This is a genomic window from Enterobacter oligotrophicus, assembly GCF_009176645.1.
Classification (GTDB): Bacteria; Pseudomonadota; Gammaproteobacteria; order Enterobacterales; family Enterobacteriaceae; genus Enterobacter; species Enterobacter oligotrophicus.
In genome coordinates this window covers 2,860,490-2,879,733 of record NZ_AP019007.1, presented here as the reverse complement: position 1 = coordinate 2,879,733, position 19,244 = coordinate 2,860,490, and the positions used below count along the sequence as shown (strand labels likewise).

17 protein-coding genes are annotated in these 19,244 nt (G+C 56.2%); 9 read left to right on the top strand and 8 right to left on the bottom strand.

Translation table 11 applies throughout. The features are described from left to right. Position 1 precedes the first annotated feature (1 nt). A complete protein-coding gene (locus EoCCA6_RS13800; RefSeq protein WP_152084456.1) occupies positions 2–862 on the top strand; it encodes a ketose 1,6-bisphosphate aldolase in 861 nt (286 codons plus the stop codon). Beyond that, positions 862–1,866, top strand: a complete 1,005-nt coding sequence (locus EoCCA6_RS13795) for a carbohydrate kinase family protein (RefSeq protein ID WP_152083126.1) — start codon at positions 862–864, stop codon at positions 1,864–1,866. The genes EoCCA6_RS13800 and EoCCA6_RS13795 overlap by 1 nt, the downstream gene beginning before the upstream one ends. On the opposite strand, the gene EoCCA6_RS13790 is transcribed toward EoCCA6_RS13795, so the two are convergent. Next, positions 1,863–2,594 (bottom strand): response regulator, encoded by a 732-nt coding sequence (locus EoCCA6_RS13790; RefSeq protein ID WP_152083125.1) that lies wholly within the window; start codon positions 2,592–2,594, stop codon positions 1,863–1,865. The genes EoCCA6_RS13795 and EoCCA6_RS13790 overlap by 4 nt on opposite strands. A gap of 256 nt (positions 2,595–2,850) precedes the next feature. Between EoCCA6_RS13790 and fdhF the strand changes: the two genes are divergently transcribed. The 3 genes from fdhF (at position 2,851) to EoCCA6_RS13775 (ending at position 6,269) form a co-directional block, all read left to right on the top strand. Continuing rightward, entirely contained in the window at positions 2,851–4,998 is a 2,148-nt protein-coding gene (gene fdhF, locus EoCCA6_RS13785; RefSeq protein ID WP_152083124.1) for a formate dehydrogenase subunit alpha, read from the top strand. 322 nt (positions 4,999–5,320) lie between these two features. Beyond that, entirely contained in the window at positions 5,321–5,473 is a 153-nt protein-coding gene (locus EoCCA6_RS13780) for a Hok/Gef family protein (protein ID WP_152083123.1), read from the top strand. Between the two features lie 121 nt (positions 5,474–5,594). Continuing rightward, entirely contained in the window at positions 5,595–6,269 is a 675-nt protein-coding gene (locus EoCCA6_RS13775; protein WP_152083122.1) for a tetratricopeptide repeat protein, read from the top strand. Positions 6,270–6,349: 80 nt separating this feature from the next. Here EoCCA6_RS13775 and gltP read toward each other — a convergent pair whose 3' ends face one another. Further along, positions 6,350–7,663, bottom strand: coding sequence for a glutamate/aspartate:proton symporter GltP (gene gltP / locus EoCCA6_RS13765; RefSeq protein ID WP_152083121.1), 1,314 nt, complete (start codon positions 7,661–7,663; stop codon positions 6,350–6,352). A gap of 422 nt (positions 7,664–8,085) precedes the next feature. Here gltP and acs point away from each other — a divergent pair, with 422 nt between their 5' ends. The 3 genes from acs to actP all read left to right on the top strand — a co-directional run bounded on the left by acs (position 8,086) and on the right by actP (position 12,136). After that, entirely contained in the window at positions 8,086–10,044 is a 1,959-nt protein-coding gene (gene acs / locus EoCCA6_RS13760) for an acetate--CoA ligase (protein ID WP_152083120.1), read from the top strand. A 131-nt stretch (positions 10,045–10,175) separates the two neighbouring features. Next, positions 10,176–10,490, top strand: a complete 315-nt coding sequence (locus EoCCA6_RS13755; protein WP_152083119.1) for a DUF485 domain-containing protein — start codon at positions 10,176–10,178, stop codon at positions 10,488–10,490. Further along, entirely contained in the window at positions 10,487–12,136 is a 1,650-nt protein-coding gene (actP, locus tag EoCCA6_RS13750; protein WP_152083118.1) for a cation/acetate symporter ActP, read from the top strand. Before EoCCA6_RS13755 ends, actP begins: the two co-directional genes overlap by 4 nt. Before the next feature lie 32 nt (positions 12,137–12,168). On the opposite strand, the gene EoCCA6_RS13745 is transcribed toward actP, so the two are convergent. Then, on the bottom strand, positions 12,169–12,858 hold the full coding sequence (locus EoCCA6_RS13745) for an LrgB family protein (RefSeq protein ID WP_152083117.1): 690 nt from the start codon (positions 12,856–12,858) through the stop codon (positions 12,169–12,171). Continuing rightward, positions 12,851–13,261: a CidA/LrgA family protein gene (locus tag EoCCA6_RS13740; RefSeq protein ID WP_152083116.1), complete on the bottom strand. Its 411-nt coding sequence runs from the start codon at positions 13,259–13,261 to the stop codon at positions 12,851–12,853. Before EoCCA6_RS13740 ends, EoCCA6_RS13745 begins: the two co-directional genes overlap by 8 nt. Before the next feature lie 101 nt (positions 13,262–13,362). On the opposite strand from EoCCA6_RS13740, the gene EoCCA6_RS13735 reads away from it, so the two are divergent. Further along, on the top strand, positions 13,363–14,250 hold the full coding sequence (locus EoCCA6_RS13735; RefSeq protein ID WP_152083115.1) for a LysR family transcriptional regulator: 888 nt from the start codon (positions 13,363–13,365) through the stop codon (positions 14,248–14,250). An 81-nt stretch (positions 14,251–14,331) separates the two neighbouring features. On the opposite strand, the gene EoCCA6_RS13730 is transcribed toward EoCCA6_RS13735, so the two are convergent. From EoCCA6_RS13730 to soxR, 4 genes are all read right to left on the bottom strand, one after another. Beyond that, positions 14,332–15,978, bottom strand: a complete 1,647-nt coding sequence (locus tag EoCCA6_RS13730; RefSeq protein WP_152083114.1) for a Na+/H+ antiporter — start codon at positions 15,976–15,978, stop codon at positions 14,332–14,334. Between the two features lie 152 nt (positions 15,979–16,130). Beyond that, positions 16,131–17,480, bottom strand: a complete 1,350-nt coding sequence (gene ghxP, locus EoCCA6_RS13725; RefSeq protein ID WP_152083113.1) for a guanine/hypoxanthine transporter GhxP — start codon at positions 17,478–17,480, stop codon at positions 16,131–16,133. A gap of 297 nt (positions 17,481–17,777) precedes the next feature. Continuing rightward, positions 17,778–18,449 carry a glutathione S-transferase family protein gene (locus tag EoCCA6_RS13720; protein ID WP_152084455.1) on the bottom strand — a complete coding sequence of 224 codons (672 nt, stop codon included), beginning with the start codon at positions 18,447–18,449 and terminating at the stop codon, positions 17,778–17,780. 267 nt (positions 18,450–18,716) lie between these two features. Beyond that, positions 18,717–19,175: a redox-sensitive transcriptional activator SoxR gene (soxR, locus tag EoCCA6_RS13715; protein WP_152083112.1), complete on the bottom strand. Its 459-nt coding sequence runs from the start codon at positions 19,173–19,175 to the stop codon at positions 18,717–18,719. Positions 19,176–19,244: the final 69 nt, after the last annotated feature.

Here is a 19,244-nt window from a genome sequence, read left to right as displayed (position 1 = left end):
GATGCCACTGATTTCTCTTGCCGATGGTCTTGCGCACGCCAGGGAGCATCGCTATGCGCTGGGTGCGTTTAATGTGCTCGACTCCCATTTCCTGCGCGCGCTGTTTGCCGCCGCGAAGCAGGAACGCTCGCCGTTTATCATCAATATTGCCGAAGTGCATTTTAAGTACGTGTCGCTGGATTCGCTTGTGGAAGCGGTCAAGTTCGAAGCCGCCCGTCACGCTATTCCCGTGGTGCTGAATCTCGATCACGGGCTGCACTTTGAAGCGGTAGTGCGCGCCCTGCGCTTAGGATTCAGCTCCGTGATGTTCGATGGTTCCACGTTGAGCTATGAGGAAAACGTTCGCCAGACGCGGGAAGTGGTGAAGATGTGCCACGCGGTGGGCGTGTCGGTGGAGGCGGAACTGGGCGCGGTTGGCGGTGACGAAGGCGGCGCGCTGTATGGGCATGCGGATGAAGCGTTCTTTACCGACCCACAACTGGCGCGCGAGTTTGTCGATTTAACCGGCATCGACGCGCTGGCGGTTGCTATTGGCAATGCACACGGCAAATACAAAGGCGAGCCAAAACTGGATTTTCCACGCCTGGATGCCATTCGCCAGCAGACGGGGCTACCGCTGGTGTTACATGGCGGCTCCGGCATTAGCGATGCCGATTTCCGCCGCGCCATCGAGCTGGGCATTCATAAAATCAACTTCTATACCGGCATGTCGCAGGCCGCGCTCGCTGCCGTTGAACAGCGCATGGCGAACCGCCAGCCGCTGTACGATGAGTTTGCTGAACTGTTGCTGGGTATAGAAGAGGCCATTACCGATACGGTCGCCGAACAGATGCGCATTTTTGGCAGCGCGGGGCAGGCATAATGGAACGCAAAGGGATCATCGCCGCAGGCAACATGCTGGTGGATCACGTCCACCAGATTGTGCAATGGCCGGAGCGCGGCTGGCTGGCGGAAATCACCCACAGCGAACGCTCTACCGGCGGCGCACCGCTGAACGTTCTGCTGACGCTGGCGAAAATGCACGTCGGCCTGCCGTTGCAGGCGGTGGGGTTGATTGGTGAAGATGGCGACGGGGATTACATTCTGGCGATGCTCGATCAATACCACGTCAACCGCCAGCGCGTGCAGCGCACCACCTTTGCGCCAACCTCCATGTCGCAGGTGATGACCGACCCGAGCGGACAGCGCACCTTCTTTCACTCTCCGGGAGCCAACCGCCTGCTGGATCTCCCTGCCTTTGACCGACTCGACGGCGCGATGAAGATCTTCCATTTAGGCTACCTGCTGCTGCTCGACAGCCTGGATATGCCGGACGATGAATTCGGCACGCGCAGCGCGCGGTTACTGGCGCAGATGCGCGACCAGGGATACGAAACCTCGCTCGATCTGGTCTCCCGCAAGGGCGATCCACGCTATCAGCCGCTGGTGCTCCCTGCCCTGCGTCATCTCGATTATCTGGTGATTAATGAACTGGAAGCCGGGGAGTTTAGCGGGCTGGAGATGCGCGACAGCAACGATGCCCCGCACATCCCCCATATCGCTGAAGCCGCCTCACAGCTGCTGGCGGCGGGCGTCCGGCAGCGCGTGGTGATCCACTGTCCGGAAGGTGCATGGGGCGAAGCGCCAGGTGAAGAAGGCCGCTGGCTTCCTTCCTGGATGCTGGAGCAGGAGGAGATTATCGGCAGCGTTGGCGCGGGCGATGCGTTTTGCGCGGGGTTTTTATACGGCTGCCATGAATCACTGCCGCTGGCGGAGAGCATTTATCTGGCGCACGCCTGTGCGCGGGCAAGCCTGCTGGCCGCCAATGCCATTGATGGCGCGAAAACGCTGGCAGAGCTGCAGCTTTTTATCAAAGAGAATACTTAGGCAGCCTTGTCGCTGTGAGAGACATCGGTGGCAAAAACGTATCCAAGCCCACGTATGGTCTTAATCAGCGCGGGCTGGTGCGGATTCGCCTCGATTTTTCGGCGCAGGCGCATAATCAACACATCAATGGTGCGGTCAAACACTTCAGCACTTTCGCTGTGGGTCAGTTCCAGAAGCTGCTCGCGGCTCAGCACCCGGCGGGCGTTTTGTGTCAGCGCCAGCAGCAACCCGTACTCGCCCTGCGTTAACGGCACGGTGTTACGCTGCGGATCGCTCAGCTCACAGCGGGTGGTATCCAGCGTCCAGCCGTTAAAAGCAATACCCGCCACGCGTGGCGCGGTTATTTCCGCCGCCAGCGCTCCGGTGCGACGCAGCACGGCTTTGACGCGAGCAACCACCACGCGCGGGTTGAACGGCTTGCCGATATAGTCGTCGGCCCCCATCTCCAGCCCCACGACCACGTCTGATTCACTTCCCAGCCCTGTCAGCATCACCACCGGCAGCTCCGGACGTTGTCGTTGCACCTGCAGCAATATCTGTAGCCCGTTGATATCCGGCAGCATCATGTCCAGCAGTACCAGAGCGATACCCGGTTCCTGCTGAACCAGGTTCAGGGCATCCTGACCGTTATGGCAGACGAGCACGGTAAAGACGTGCTCGTTGAGCACATCCTTCAGCAGCTCGCAGACTGCGGTATCGTCATCAACCACCAGAATCGCCGGTTTCATCGCATGCTTCCGTCAGGGGATTATGTTAAGTCTGAACCATTCTGCCGTCGGCTCCAGCCAAAGTGGTTTTTACGTAACGGAATTTCAACCCATGTCACATCCACTGCCCTTTCGACACGTCAATTTTGACGATTGCCTGCTTTTCGTCAGGGTTTTGAGCGCATATCGGCCGTAAAGTCTGGAGATACCCACACTAAAAACATGGCATAGAAGCTGCATAGTGGGTGCGAAAGCGTTTATTAACTGGAGCAGACTGATGAAAAAAGTCGTCACGGTTTGCCCTTATTGTGCCTCAGGTTGCAAGATCCACCTGGTGGTCGATAACGGCAAAATCGTCCGGGCGGAGGCAGCACAGGGGAAAACCAACCAGGGTACGCTGTGCCTGAAAGGGTACTACGGCTGGGATTTTATTAACGATACCCAAATCCTCACCCCTCGCCTGAAAACCCCTATGATCCGCCGCGAGCGCGGAGGAAAACTGGAATCCGTCTCCTGGAACGAGGCGCTGGATTACGTCGCCACGCGCCTGAGCGCCATCAAAGCCAAATATGGCCCGGATGCGATTCAGACGACCGGTTCCTCACGCGGGACGGGAAACGAAACCAACTATGTGATGCAAAAATTCGCGCGCGCCGTTATTGGGACCAATAACGTCGACTGCTGCGCTCGCGTCTGACACGGCCCATCGGTTGCAGGTCTGCACCAGTCGGTCGGTAACGGCGCAATGAGTAATGCCATCAACGAGATAGATAATACCGATCTCGTCTTTATATTCGGCTATAACCCGGCGGATTCACACCCTATCGTCGCGAATCACGTGATTAACGCGAAACGCAACGGGGCGAAAATCATCGTCTGCGATCCGCGCAAAATCGAAACCGCGCGCATTGCGGATATGCACATTGCATTGAAAAACGGCTCGAACATCGCGCTGTTGAATGCGATGGGGCACGTCATTATCGAAGAGAACCTGCACGACCAGGCATTTGTCGCCGCCCGCACGGAAGGCTTTGACGAGTATCGGAAAATTGTCGAGGGCTATACGCCTGAATCCGTTGAAGCGATTACCGGCGTGAGCGCGCAGGAGATCCGCCAGGCGGCACGGATGTATGCCGGGGCGAAAACCGCCGCCATCCTGTGGGGCATGGGCGTGACCCAGTTCTACCAGGGCGTGGAAACCGTGCGCTCACTTACCAGCCTCGCCATGCTAACCGGAAATCTGGGCAAGGCGCATGTGGGTGTGAACCCGGTGCGTGGCCAGAACAATGTGCAGGGTGCCTGCGATATGGGTGCGCTACCGGACACCTATCCGGGCTACCAGTACGTCAAGTTCCCGGAAAACCGCGAGAAGTTTGCGAAGGCCTGGGGCGTGGAGAGCCTGCCGGAACACACCGGGTATCGCATCAGCGAGCTGCCGCACCGTGCGGCGCACGGCGAAGTACGGGCGGCCTACATCATGGGTGAAGATCCGCTCCAGACCGACGCCGAGCTGTCTGCGGTGCGCAAAGGGTTTGAGGATCTGGAACTGGTGATTGTGCAGGATATCTTCATGACCAAAACCGCAGCGGCGGCGGATGTGATTTTACCGTCGACATCATGGGGCGAGCACGAAGGTGTCTACACGGCGGCAGATCGCGGCTTCCAGCGCTTCTTTAAAGCGGTTGAGCCAAAGTGGGACCTGAAAACCGACTGGCAGATCATCAGTGAAATCGCCACCCGCATGGGCTACCCGATGCACTACAACAACACCCAGGAGATCTGGGACGAGTTGCGGCATCTGTGCCCGGACTTTTACGGCGCAACCTATGAAAAAATGGGAGAACTGGGGTATATCCAGTGGCCGTGCCGCGATGAGTCCGGTGCCGATCAGGGCACGTCATACCTCTTTAAAGAGAGATTCGACACCCCGAACGGGCTGGCGCAGTTCTTCACCTGCGACTGGGTCGCGCCGATCGACAAACTCACCGACGAGTATCCGATGGTGCTCTCCACCGTGCGTGAAGTGGGTCACTACTCCTGCCGTTCGATGACCGGTAACTGCGCGGCGCTGGCGGCGCTGGCAGATGAACCAGGCTACGCGCAAATCAACACCGCCGACGCGGAACGTCTTGGCATTGAGGATGAAGCGCTGGTGTGGGTGAACTCGCGTAAGGGCCGGATCATCACCCGTGCGCAGGTCAGCGATCGTCCGAACAAAGGGGCGGTCTATATGACCTACCAGTGGTGGATTGGTGCCTGTAACGAGCTGGTGACGGAGAATTTAAGCCCGATAACCAAAACGCCGGAGTACAAATACTGCGCCGTAAACGTCGAGCCGATTGCCGATCAGCACGCTGCGGAACAGTATGTGATCGATGAATATAACAAGCTGAAAGCCCGCCTGCGTGAGAGCGCTATGGGTTGAAGCCGTTAATTAATCAGTGAATAAAGGGAGTGATATATTCGCTCCCTTTTTATTTCCGCTTAAAACATTAAAAATATCAATTATTATTCTGGAAAGCGGCTCGCAGAAATAATGTAATTTACGCAGAACAGAATTACATCTTTGCATTTTAATTCAGAAGGATAAGATATGCGGCGGGTGCTTAAGACTTTCTGTCTTGAGCATTGTTGAGGGACAGAAAAGTGGAAAGCCCCGGGAAATTTGCATTTACCCGAGGCTACCCCTCAACTCCAAACAGGTTGAGAGTAGCCTCTTATTCTTTCGTAAGCAAGGAGTAAAAGGCATGACGCCATTAAAAACTGTGTTAGGCATTGTTTTTATTATCTGTCTAACCATAGTGATATTTACCTTTATTACTCGCGGCAAGCTGTGCGAGTTTTCAATAAAGAGTGAACATCAGGAGGTGGCGGCGAAATTAGCCTGCATCGCGGGCTAACCTCTACGGGCGGAATGACAGTTCCGCCCGGCTTGCAGGATGCTGAGGTCTTAATGCACCCGTTTTTTTCTTCCGCCACCGCGATTATACTTCGCGGCATGTACCCAGATGATAAGAATCCATGAAACCATTTTTGTTGTTGTTATTACTTTTTACGTCACTTACCCGTGCCGACGAGATTGGCAACCAGTACAAAGAGCAGGCTGAAGCAGGCGATGCTCGCGCGCAGTATTATCTTGCCGATACGTACCTCAGTTCTGGCGACAGCCAAAAAGCCGCACAGTGGGCGGAGAAAGCGGCAAAAGGGGGCGATGTCGATGCGATGGGTTTACTGTCCCAAATCCAGTTTATACAGGGCGATTACGCTCAGGCCAAAGCGCTGGCGCAGCAGGCCACCATCGCAGGCAGCAAACGCGGAGCGATTATGCTGGCACGTGTTCTCGTTAATACGCAGGCGGGCAAAACCGACTATCCGCAGGCCATCAAACTGCTGCAGACGGCGACCGGGGATCTCGACAACGATTCCGCAGTAGACGCGCAGATGCTGCTGGGGCTGATTTACGCCAACGGCGTTGAAGTGGCGCAGGATGACGTAAAAGCGGCATCGTGGTTCAAGCGCAGCTCGTCTCTCTCACGGACCGGTTATGCAGAATACTGGGCCGGGATGCTGTTCCAGCAGGGTGAGAAAGGCTTTATCGCACCGAATAAACAGAAAGCGCTGTACTGGTTGAACCTGAGCTGTACGGAAGGGTTTGATACGGGATGTGAAGAGTTTGATGCGTTGAGCGGGGAGTAAAGTGCCGGGTGGCGGCTTCGCCTTACCCGGCCTACAAACCCCGTAGGCCCGGTAAGCGCAGCGCCACCGGGCTTAGGATGTTACTGATCGGCCGTCTTATCAAAACGACCCAGCACCTCACGTTCATACGCCAGCGCTTTTTTACGGTCGAACTTGTGTTCCCACTTGGCGATAACCAGCACCGCCAGGGCGTTACCCACCACATTCAGCGCCGTACGCGCCATGTCGAGGATACGGTCAACACCGGCGATAAACGCCAGACCTTCCAGTGGAATACCGACGCTGCCGAGCGTCGCCAGCAGTACCACGAAGGAGACGCCCGGCACGCCAGCGATACCTTTTGAGGTCACCATCAGGGTCAGCACCAGTACGATTTCCTGCCACAGCGACAGGTCAATGCCGTACAGCTGAGCAATAAAGATGGCGGCAATACTCTGGTATAGCGTCGAGCCATCCAGGTTAAAGGAGTAGCCGGTTGGCACCACGAAGCTGGTAATTGACGCCGGTGCACCGTAGGCTTCCATCTTCTCGATAATACGCGGCAGCACACTTTCAGAGCTTGCCGTGGAGTACGCCAGAATCAGTTCGTCTTTCAGGATGCGAATCAAAATCCAGATGCTCAACCCGCACAGGCGCGCCACAATGCCCAGCACGACCAGCGCGAAGAAGAGGATCGCGAAATGCACCAGGATCACCAGCTTCGCCAGCGGCCACAGGGAGGCAAAACCGAAGTTCGCGACCGTCACGGCGATCAGCGCAAACACCCCGACCGGCGCATAGCGCATTACCATGTGCGTGACTTTGAACATGGTTTCAGAGATAGAACGGAAAACGGTCACCAGCGGCTCACGGTGCGTTGCGGGCAGAGAAGAAAGCCCCAGACCAAACAGCACCGAGAAGAAGATGATTGGCAGCATCTCGCCCTTCGCCATGGATGCCACGATGTTGGTCGGCACCAGCGACAGGATAGTCCCCATCAGACCGTGCGCATGGCTCTGCACGTCAGCCGTTGTGCTTTGGTATTTCGAAATATCCACCGTTGCCAGCTGCGACATATCAATACCAGACCCCGGCTGGAACACGTTCGCCAGAGTAATGCCGAGAACGATCGCAACCGTAGTGATCACTTCGAAATAGATAATGGTTTTTGCACCGATACGGCCTAGCTGCTTCGCATCACCCACACCGGCAATACCCACTACCAGCGTCGAGATCACAATCGGCACCACAATCATCTTGATCAGATGAATAAAGATATCGCCTGCCGGAGAGAGCAGGTTCGCAATCAGCCACTCGCGGCTGTCGCTGTGATAATGGAGATAACTGCCCAGCAAGATGCCCAGCACAAGGGCCAGCAAGATTTGCCAGGCCAGGCTGACTTTCAAATTTTTCATAGAAACTGACTTCCTCAATGAAATCCCCACACCACAAAACTGCATGAATATGGAGACATACTGAAAGGGTATGAATTGTGTTGCGTTGGTTTATGGGATTTTTTAACGCGGCGTATGAGTATCATTTGCACGGCATGCTGCGCAAGCCTTATAGAACGAGGCTTTTCACTGCAAAAAGGGAAGATGACGTGAATTTGTAATAATTCTTATAAATAACCTTTTGTTATAAAAACGCTTTTTTCCTGATAAATGTGAATAATCGTCAACATAAATTATTTCCCTTCAAAGTTTCATTCGCTCATTTTTCATACTATTCAAACAATGCGTGATCTGCCGCCCAAATAATAAACAAAGCTGGCAAAGCCCCTACAATTAACGTTTTTGCGACATATTATTAACATCTTACAAGGAGAAAAAAAGCCATGAGCCAAATCCACAAACACGACATTCCCGCAAACATTGCGGACCGCTGCCTGATCAACCCGGAGCAATACCACGAGAAGTATCAGCAATCTATCGCCAGCCCGGACGCCTTCTGGGGCGAGCAAGGACATATCCTTGACTGGATCACACCGTATCAGAAGGTAAAGAACACCTCCTTTGCGCCGGGTAACGTCTCCATTAAATGGTATGAAGACGGTACGCTGAACCTCGCCGCAAACTGTCTGGACCGCCATCTTGCCGAACGCGGCGATGAAACGGCCATCATCTGGGAAGGCGACGATGCTTCGCAGAGCAAACATATCACCTATAAAGAGCTGCACCGCGACGTGTGCCGCTTCGCCAATGTGCTTCTGGAAAGGGGCATTAAAAAAGGCGACGTGGTCGCTATCTATATGCCGATGGTACCGGAAGCGGCGGTGGCCATGCTGGCCTGCGCGCGCATCGGTGCTATTCACTCCGTTATTTTCGGCGGCTTCTCGCCGGAAGCGGTTGCCGGGCGTATTGTCGACTCTAACTCTAAGCTGGTGATCACCGCCGATGAAGGTGTGCGCGCCGGGCGTGGAATTCCGCTGAAGAAAAACGTCGACGAAGCGCTGAAAAACCCGAACGTGAAAACCATCAGCAATGTTATCGTCCTGAAGCGTACCGGCGGCAAGATCGACTGGACCGAGGGGCGTGACCTGTGGTGGAGCGACCTGATCGAGAAAGCAAGCGATCAGCACCAGCCAGAAGAGATGAACGCAGAAGATCCGCTGTTTATCCTCTACACCTCCGGCTCCACCGGCAAACCGAAAGGTGTGCTGCACACCACCGGTGGCTATCTGGTCTATGCGGCCACCACCTTCAAATATGTGTTCGACTACCATCCGGGCGACATCTACTGGTGTACCGCCGACGTGGGCTGGGTCACCGGACACAGCTACCTGCTGTATGGCCCGCTGGCCTGCGGCGCAACCACGCTGATGTTTGAAGGCGTGCCGAACTGGCCAACCCCGGCGCGTATGTGCCAGGTGGTCGACAAACACAAGGTCAACATTCTCTACACCGCACCAACGGCAATCCGCGCATTAATGGCGGAAGGCGATAAGGCTATCGAGGGTACTGACCGCTCTTCCCTGCGCATCCTCGGCTCCGTGGGCGAGCCAATCAACCCGGAAGCCTGGGAGTGGTACTGGAAGAAGATCGGCAACGAAAAATGCCCGGTAATGGACACCTGGTGGCAAACCGAAACCGGCGGCTTCATGATCACCCCGATGCCGGGTGCCACGCAGTTGAAAGCGGGTTCCGCAACCCGTCCATTCTTCGGCGTACAGCCCGCGCTGGTGGATAACGAAGGTAATCCGCTGGAAGGTGCCACTGAAGGCAACCTGGTGATTGTCGATTCCTGGCCGGGTCAGGCGCGCACGCTGTTTGGCGACCACGAGCGCTTTGAGCAGACCTACTTCTCGACCTTTAAAAACATGTACTTCAGCGGCGACGGCGCGCGTCGTGATGAAGACGGTTATTACTGGATCACCGGACGCGTGGACGACGTGCTGAACGTCTCCGGTCACCGTCTGGGTACGGCAGAGATTGAATCCGCGCTGGTATCGCATCCGAAAATCGCTGAGGCCGCGGTTGTCGGTATTCCACACAACATTAAAGGCCAGGCAATTTACGCCTATGTGACGCTAAACCACGGTGAAGAGCCGTCGCCAGCGCTGTATGCCGAGGTGCGAAACTGGGTACGTAAAGAGATTGGCCCGCTAGCCACGCCGGATGTGCTGCACTGGACCGACTCGCTGCCGAAAACCCGCTCCGGCAAAATTATGCGCCGTATCTTGCGCAAAATCGCGGCAGGTGACACCAGCAACCTCGGTGATACCTCGACGCTCGCCGATCCGGGTGTGGTGGAAAAACTGCTCGAAGAGAAGCAGGCCATCGCGATGCCTTCATAATTTTTTCTCCCTCTCCCGGAGGGAGAGGGCCGGGGTGAGGGCATCAGACCGCACCTTCCCCCCTCATCCTACCCTCTCCCTCCGGGAGAGGGGATAAAAACAAACCTACCTTACCTCTGGAGATTTCTGTGATGAATAACGATATTTGTCAGCAGATAGAGAATAGTGCGCACTACAGGGAACTCGTCGATAAACGGCAACGGTTTGCCTTCTTTCTTTCCATCATCATGCTGATTATCTACGTCGGCTTTATTCTGCTGATCGCCTTTGCCCCGCACTGGCTTGGTACGCCGCTGCATGCGGGCACCAGCGTCACGCGCGGTATTCCGATTGGTATCGGCGTGATTGTGATTTCGTTTGTGTTGACCGGCGTCTACGTCTGGCGTGCTAACGGTGAATTTGATCGTCTTAATAAAGCTGTCCTGCGCGAGGTTAAAGCATCATGAAGCGAGTCCTGACGGCGCTTGCCGCCACACTTCCCTTTGCTGCCCACGCAGCGGATGCCCTTACCGGCGACGTACAGCGCCAGCCCACCAACTGGCAGGCGATCATCATGTTCCTGATTTTCGTGGTGCTGACGCTGTACATAACCTGGTGGGCGTCGAAACGCGTGCGCTCCCGTAGCGATTACTACACCGCGGGCGGCAACATTACCGGTTTCCAGAACGGGCTGGCGATTGCAGGTGACTTTATGTCTGCCGCCTCGTTCCTCGGGATCTCCGCGCTGGTGTATACCTCCGGTTATGATGGCCTGATTTACTCTCTCGGCTTCCTCGTCGGCTGGCCGATCATCCTGTTCCTGATCGCCGAGCGCCTGCGTAACCTGGGCCGCTACACTTTTGCAGACGTGGCCTCGTATCGTCTTAAACAGGGGCCGATTCGTTCCCTCTCCGCCTGCGGTTCACTGGTGGTGGTCGCGCTGTATCTGATTGCGCAGATGGTCGGAGCGGGCAAACTGATCGAGCTGCTGTTCGGCCTGAACTACCACGTTGCGGTAGTGCTGGTCGGCGTACTGATGGTGATGTACGTGCTGTTCGGCGGCATGCTTGCCACCACCTGGGTGCAGATCATCAAAGCGGTACTGCTGCTCTTCGGCGCGAGTTTTATGGCCTTTATGGTGATGAAACACGTCGGGTTCAGCTTCAATAATCTGTTTACCGAAGCAATGGCGGTGCATCCGAAAGGGGAAGCCATCATGAGCCCTGGCGGGCTGGTGAAAGATCCGATCTCCGCGCTTTCGCTCGGTCTGGGCCTGATGTTTGGTACAGCGGGCTTACCGCACATTCTGATGCGTTTCTTCACGGTGTCAGATGCGCGTGAGGCGCGTAAAAGCGTCTTTTACGCCACCGGCTTTATGGGTTACTTCTACATTCTGACCTTTATCATCGGCTTTGGTGCGATCATGCTGGTGGGGGCGAATCCGGCGTTTAAAGACGCGGCAGGCGCACTGATTGGCGGTAACAACATGGCAGCGGTGCATCTGGCTGACGCGGTCGGCGGCAATTTGTTCCTCGGCTTTATCTCGGCCGTGGCCTTCGCCACCATTCTCGCAGTGGTTGCCGGGCTGACGCTGGCGGGGGCCTCTGCGGTATCGCATGACCTCTACGCCAACGTGATCCGTAAAGGCGCGAGCGAACGTGACGAGCTGAAAGTCTCCAAAATCACCGTGCTGGTGCTGGGTGTGGTGGCGATCCTGCTGGGGATTTTGTTCGAGAAGCAGAACATCGCCTTTATGGTGGGGCTGGCCTTCTCGATTGCGGCAAGCTGTAACTTCCCGATCATCCTGCTCTCCATGTACTGGTCAAAACTGACTACCCGTGGCGCGATGATTGGCGGCTGGCTTGGCCTGCTGACGGCGGTGATTTTGATGATCCTCGGCCCAACGATTTGGGTGCAGATCCTCGGCCACGAAAGCGCTATCTTCCCGTATGAATACCCGGCGCTGTTCTCCATTGCCGTGGCGTTTATCGGTATCTGGTTCTTCTCGGCCACCGACAATTCGGCGGAGGGCAACCTGGAGCGTGAGAAATTCCGCGCCCAGTTTATCCGTTCACAAACCGGCCTGGGCGTTGAGCAAGGCCGCGCGCACTAAACCTTTCTCCCCGGTCATTCTGGCCGGGGAATTTAAAACATCACCCACGCCACCAGCGGCGCAATCAGTACCATCACCACGCCGGAGAGCATCATCACCAGGCTTGCCACCACGCCCTCCTGCTGACCCAGCTCATACGAACGCGCCGTGCCTGCGCCGTGCGAGGCTGCGCCAAATCCCGCCCCTTTCGCCATTCCTTCGCGGATGGAGAGTCGCAGAAAAAGCATATCGCCCACCGCCATGCCGAAAACGCCGGTGACGACCACAAACAACGCCACCAGATCCGGCTGCCCGCCGAGCGGTTTCGCCGCAGCCAGTGCAAACGGCGTGGTCACCGAGCGCACGGCCAGGCTGCGCTGAATTTCATCGGAGAGGGTAAACAACCGCGCCAGCCAGACGGAGCTGCATACTGCCACCACCGTCGCGGTCACGACGCCTGCGCTGAGCGACATCCAGTGACGTTTGATAATCGCCAGGTTGTCATAAACCGGGACGGCAAAGGCGATGGTCGCCGGGCCGAGCAGCCACAGCAGCCAGTGGGATTCGCCAATGTAGTTCTGCCAGGAGATATGCCCGAACACCAGCATCAGTACCAGCAGGATCGGCGTAAAGACCAGCGGCATCAGCGGCAGGGCGTGAAAGCGGCGATACAGCCGCTTGTTGGCAAAGTAGATCACCAGCGTGGCAATCAGGCACAACACGCTAATCTGAAAGTTAGTCATGCTTCTGCCTGCTGATTTCAAAACGATAGACCTTATCCACCACCCAGGCGGTGGCTCCCAGCACCATCAGCGTGCTCAGGGCGATAACCGCGAAAATGCGCCAGCCGTCCACCATCAGAAGCTGCGCATAGTTCACTACCGCCACCACGGCTGGCACAAAGAACAGCAGCATCTCTGCCAGCAGCCAGCGCGCGCCGGCACGCACCCAGTTAAGGGGGATGACGCGGCACAGGATGAGCGCCAGCATCAGCACCATTCCTACCAGGTTGGCAGGCAGCGGCAAGTGCAGCCAGCCGACAAGATATTCCGCAAAAACAAACAATCCCGCGTAGAGCAGTACCTGAACCGATACCTGGAGTCGTTGCACAACGGCAGGCGTAACACGGCTTAACGCCACGGCCATGAATGATTTCCTCAAAATGAGACGAAGCGCCAGTATAGTGAGCGCACGTAATGGACTGAAATGAATTAAAATCATCGAAGGTATAGTTTCGAGGAATAATCATGGACATAAGAACGCTGCGCTATTTTGTCGAGGTGGTTCGCCAGCAGAGTTTTACCCGCGCAGCGGAGAAGTTATTTGTCACCCAGCCAACCATCAGCAAAATGCTGAAAAACCTTGAAGATGAACTCAACTGTACCTTACTTATCCGCGACGGGCGCAAGCTGTTGCTGACCGACACCGGACGCGTCGTATTCGAGCGCGGGCTGGCGATCCTGGCAGAGTTTCGCCAGCTTGAGGCCGAGCTTGGTGATATTAACCACCTGACGAAAGGGCTGCTGCGCCTGGGCATTCCGCCGATGGTGGGGATGATGATGGCCGGGCCGATTAGCCTGTTTCGCCAGCGCTACCCCGGCGTGGAGCTGAAGATTTCGGAATTTGGCGGCCTGACCGTGCAGCAGGCCGTATCTAACGGCGAGCTGGATGTGGCGATGACGGCGCTTCCGGTTGAAGAAGAGAGCGGGCTGGCGACGCTGCCACTCTTTAGCCACCCGCTGTGTGTGCTGGTGCCACGTTCCGGCGACTGGCTGAAAATCGACTCCGTGAAACCTGAACGGCTCGGCGAACATCCATTGCTGATCTACAACGAAGATTTCGCCCTCAGCCGCCAGCTAATGACGCTGTTTAATCAGCACAACGTGAAACCACGGATTGCAGTCCGCAGCGGGCAGTGGGACTTTCTGGCAGCGATGGTACAGGCAGGCGTAGGGATTGCGATTCTGCCGCAGCCGATTTGCGAGCGGCTGGATAAAAACACGCTGCGCTGGGTCCCGCTGGAAAGTGACCTGCACTGGCAGTTAGGGATGATCTGGCGTGAAGGAGTGTATCTGTCGCACAGTGCGCAGGCGTGGTTACAATGTTGTGAGGGGTTTTGGGTGCGGTCTGAATAATGCCGGGTGGCGGCTTCGCCTTACCCGGCCTACGGTTCAAACGTAGGCCGGGTAAGCGCAGCGCCACCGGGCAAAACAGCGCTACTGATTTTCTATCAACAGCGCTTCCAGCAGATCCAGATCGTGCAGCAGCTTTTGCAGCGTCTCGTTGCTGATCTGGCGCGTGGCGCGCAGGTGGTAAAGCTCAGCACGCTCGGAGCGCAACGCCGCCAGGCGGAAACGGCGCTCCAGATTCTCCTCCTGCAGCGAGCTTTCCACATCGTTTCGCCCGTCAGCACGACGACGCAGATTACCAATCACGCGTGAACTCACTTCCGTCAGCAGCTGATTGTCGATGTTCTCTTCGGCATCAGCGGCCAGACGTTCCTCCATCTTCTGAATCGCCACAATCGCCACTTCGGCGGTGGCCGCACGGGCGATACGCTCCTCTTTATGCTGCTGAGAAGAATCCCCGACATCAATGTGTTGCAGCAGAATGGGCAGCATGATCACGCCGACAAACAGCGAGAAAAGAATCACGCCCGCCGCCAGGAATACCAGTTCGTAGCGCGCCGGAAAGACATCGCCAGTCGGCAGCAGCAGCGGAATAGAGAGCACACCGGCGAGCGTAATCGCCCCGCGCACACCGGCAAAGGAGGCAATCAGCAGCTCACGCATTGACCAGGAGCCGAACTCCATCGGCTTTTTCTTCAGGAAACGCTGGCTGAAGTTTTTCATCGTCCACAGCCAGCCGAAACGCACCAGCATCAGCGCCAGGTAGATCAGCACGATATCGGTGAACAGCATCCACGTTTCGACGTTCGGGTCGGCTTCTGCTGCCACCAGCGAGGACTCCAGAATACCCGGTAATTGCAGGCCCAACAGCAGGAATACCATGCCGTTAAACACGAACTCCAGCATCGCCCAGGTGCTGTTGGCACGCAGGCGCATCGCCAGCGGCGCGCGGCGCATTACGCCGGAACGGGTGATGGTCATCCCGGCCGCGACCGCCGCCAGAATGCCGGATACGCCGATATGTTCGGCAATCAGGTAAGAGGCAAACGGCAGCAGGAACAGCAGAACGATCTGCGTGGCGGGCTCATCACCGCCCCAGCGGCTGAGGAAGCGCAGCGAACGGCCATACAGCCAGCTCACGACAAACCCGGCCAGAATACCGCCAATCGCCACTTTGAAGAATTCAACGGTTGCTCCGCCCACGGTGAAGACCATCGTCCCCATGGCGACCGCCACGGCAAACTTCAGGGCCACCAGGCCAGAGGCATCGTTCATCAGTGCCTCGCCCTGCAAAATTCCCATAATTTTTTTCGGAATACGGCCTTCGCCCACGATACCGGAAAGCGCCACGGCATCGGTTGGTGACAGCACGGCGGCCAGTGCAAAAGCCGGAATTAACGGGATACCCGGCACCGTCCAGTAGATCAGGAAACCAATCCCGACCACGGTCACGACCACTAACGCCAGCGCCAGACCGAATATCTCGCGCCCGTGTTCAAGAAATTCGCGCGTGGGGGTTTTCCAGCCATCGGCAAACAGCAGCGGCGGGATAAACAGCACGAGGAACAGTTCCGGGTCGAACTCCACGTGCAGGCCAAACGTCGGCCACGCCAGTAGCGCGCCGATGGCGATTTGCATTAACGGCAGGGGGACCTGAAAGGGCAGTACGCGTGTAACCACCCCGGATAGCGAGACCACAAGGGTCATGATGAGTATTGTGAAGAAGATTTCCATGCGTTCCCTGTTTGCTGTGTATCTTATTAGCCAAACCTAAGGCGTCGTGCCTTTTATTCTATCTTCTCCAGAGTAACGCAAAAGGCAACGGGATGAGTCCTGAAAATAAAAACGGGCGGCCTGAGCCACCCGTTTTCGCATAAAAGGACAACTTAGATTGCCCAGCCGCCCGCGTAGAACGCCACCAGTGCGATAGCGATCACCACGGTGCCAATGTTCAGCTTGCGCCACTCACCGGAGACCAGACGGCCAATCACCAGCGATGCGAAACCGATCATGATGCCGGTAACGATGTTACAGGTCAGCACGATAAACACGGCGGTAATCAGGCCAGACATCGCATCCACGAAGTCAGCAAAATCGATTTTCGCCACGTTGCTCAGCATCAGCAGGCCGACGTACATCAGCGCAGGCGCGGTCGCATACGCTGGCACCAGGTAAGAGAGCGGAGAGAGGAACAGGATCAGCAGGAACAGCACGCCGACGGTGATTGCCGTCAGGCCGGTTTTACCGCCTGCCGCCGTGCCCGCTGCGGATTCAATGTACACCGCCGCCGGAGCCGCACCGACCAGGCCGGAGAAAACGCTGCTCAGGGAGTCAGTGGTCAGCGCTTTGCCGCCATCGATAATCTGGCCGTCTTTATCCAGCAGGTTCGCCTGTCCAGCCACCGCACGGATAGTACCGGTCGCATCAAACACGGCGGTCATCACCAGCGCCAGCACGCTTGGCAAAATCACCGGATTCAGCGCACCCACAATATCCAGGCTACCAATCAGGGAATTGCCTTTGTCATCGCTCAGCGACGGCATGGCGAAGATCCCGGAGAAGTGCACGGTCGGGTCGAAAATCAGGCCAACAATGGAGATACCAATAATGGTCAGCAGAATACCGCCAGGGACTTTCAGTTTTTCCAGGCCGATAATCACCGCCAGACCAATCAGCGACATGATCACCGGGAAGCTGGCGAAGTGACCCAGCGCAACCGGCAGGCCATCCAGCGGGTTCTTGATCACCAGGCCAACGCCGTTCGCGGCGATCAGCAGCAGGAACAGACCGATACCAATACCGGTGCCGTGCGCCACGCCCTGCGGCAGATTGCGCAAAATCCAGCTACGGATGCCGGTGGCGGAAATAATGGTAAACAGCACACCCATCAGGAACACGGCACCGAGCGCAACCGGCACGCTGATATGCTGACCCAGCACCAGGCTGAACGCGGTAAACGCGGTCAGGGAGATGGCACAGCCAATCGCCAGCGGCAGGTTCGCCCACAGGCCCATGACGATAGAGCCGACACCCGCGACGAGGCAGGTGGCAACAAAGACAGCCGCAGGCGGGAAGCCCGCTTTGCCCAGCATCCCCGGCACAACGATAACGGAGTAAACCATCGCCAGAAACGTTGTCAGACCGGCAACGACTTCCTGACGCACGGTGCTGCCGCGAGCAGAAATTTTAAACATGGCGTCAAGTGAACCGCCGGTACGCGCAGATGGCGTAGACATAGAAAACATCCCCTGAGAATTTTTATAGGTCGTCTGTAAGCGTGGTGGAGACTCCACTGCCAGCAAAACGTCAAATCCTTGTGCTGCGTTTGCGACGAAAGGGGCGTCGCAAAAAAAGCAAACGTTTAGCTCCGCGCTTACAAAACGGGTGGTCAAATTAAGGCAAACGATTATCTAGCCTAATACCTGCCCTTTTCAACTGAACTTTCTCGTTTTTCGCTAAAATTCACTTATGACGATGAAGAAATAAGCAGAGGATGCGCAAACGTTATCGTCTGTGCGCAATTTAGTTAAATTTCAATCTTCACCAGGGATAGTGAGTGGGCCGCCTTTTTCAAGCGTTCGCTGCCAGCCAGGACGTGCTTCCACGTTATTCTTCCACGCCTGGGTATGGGGCAGATGCTCAATCCCCCCACGTGCCAGCAGTGCAAAGATCGGGAAACTCATCTGAATGTCGGCCATGCTGATATTTTCGCCCGCAAACCAGCTGTTTTGTGAAAGGTGCGATTCAATATAGCGCGCGTGCGTTTCCAGCTGGCGGTTAAGATACGCTTTCTGTACGCCCTGCCCCAGCGCTTTACCGAGCGTGCGCATGCCAAACGGCACAGGCGGCTTTCCCAGACTGTTGAATACCAGCTTCATTAGCAGCAGCGGCATCAGCGAGCCTTCTGCGTAATGCAGCCAGAAGCGATACTGCACTTTATGGGCAGGATCTAACGGCTTAAGCCGGGATTCGGCATCATATGTCTCCTGCAGGTATTCCAGAATAGCGCCCGACTCGGCCAGAATCAGTCCGTTATCTTCAATCACCGGAGACTTACCCAGCGGGTGCACTTTTTTAAGAGACTCCGGTGCCAGCATGGTCTTTTCGCGCTGGTAGTGAACAATCTCATAAGGCAAAGAGAGTTCTTCAAGCGCCCAGATCACTCGATGTGAACGCGACTGGTTGAGATGGTGGACCGTTAGCATCATTTTCTCCTGTGAGTCGTTCTCATTAACTATAGAAAATCGAACAACATCGCGAAAAAAATTTGGCTAAAAAACATCCTCTCCTGCTGGCGAAAAGGCGGAGCTTGCATAGAATTAAAGTGTCAGCACAATCCGGAACCTCCCCAACCAGCTCGACACGAGGGGTGCTGATGTCGGGGGAAACCCTCCCGTGAACCAGCGGGATAGAGAGAAAGACAAAGACCGGGAATAAACTAAAGCGCCTTCAGTGGCGCTTTAGTTTTTTGGTTAATCCTCTTCGAGCAACCGTGCGCCTGTTCCCTGTGCGCCCAGCGTATCGCCAGGGTTACGCAACGGACAATCGCTGCGCGACAAGCATCCACACCCAATGCACCCGTCCAGTTCATCACGCAGTGCCACAAGGGTATGTATTCGCCTGTCCAGCTCGTCACGCCACTGGGAAGAGAGATGTTTCCACTCCTTCGCGCTCAGCGTGTGTCCTTCCGGCAAGACGCCGAACGCATCACCGATGGTCGCCAGGGGGATTCCGATTCGTTGCGCAATTTTAATAATGGCCACGTAACGGAGTACATCGCGCGTGTAACGCCGCTGGTTGCCCGCATTACGGATACTTTTAATTAACCCTTTGCTTTCATAGAAGTGGAGCGCCGACACCGCCACACCGCTTCGTTTTGCCACTTCGCCGGGCGTTAAAAGCGCTTTGATTCGCGGCAATCTCTTTTCCATAAAACCTCTTTACCTCAAGTTAACTTGAGGAATTATACTCCCCCGCAGAGAAAACGACGAATCAACAGA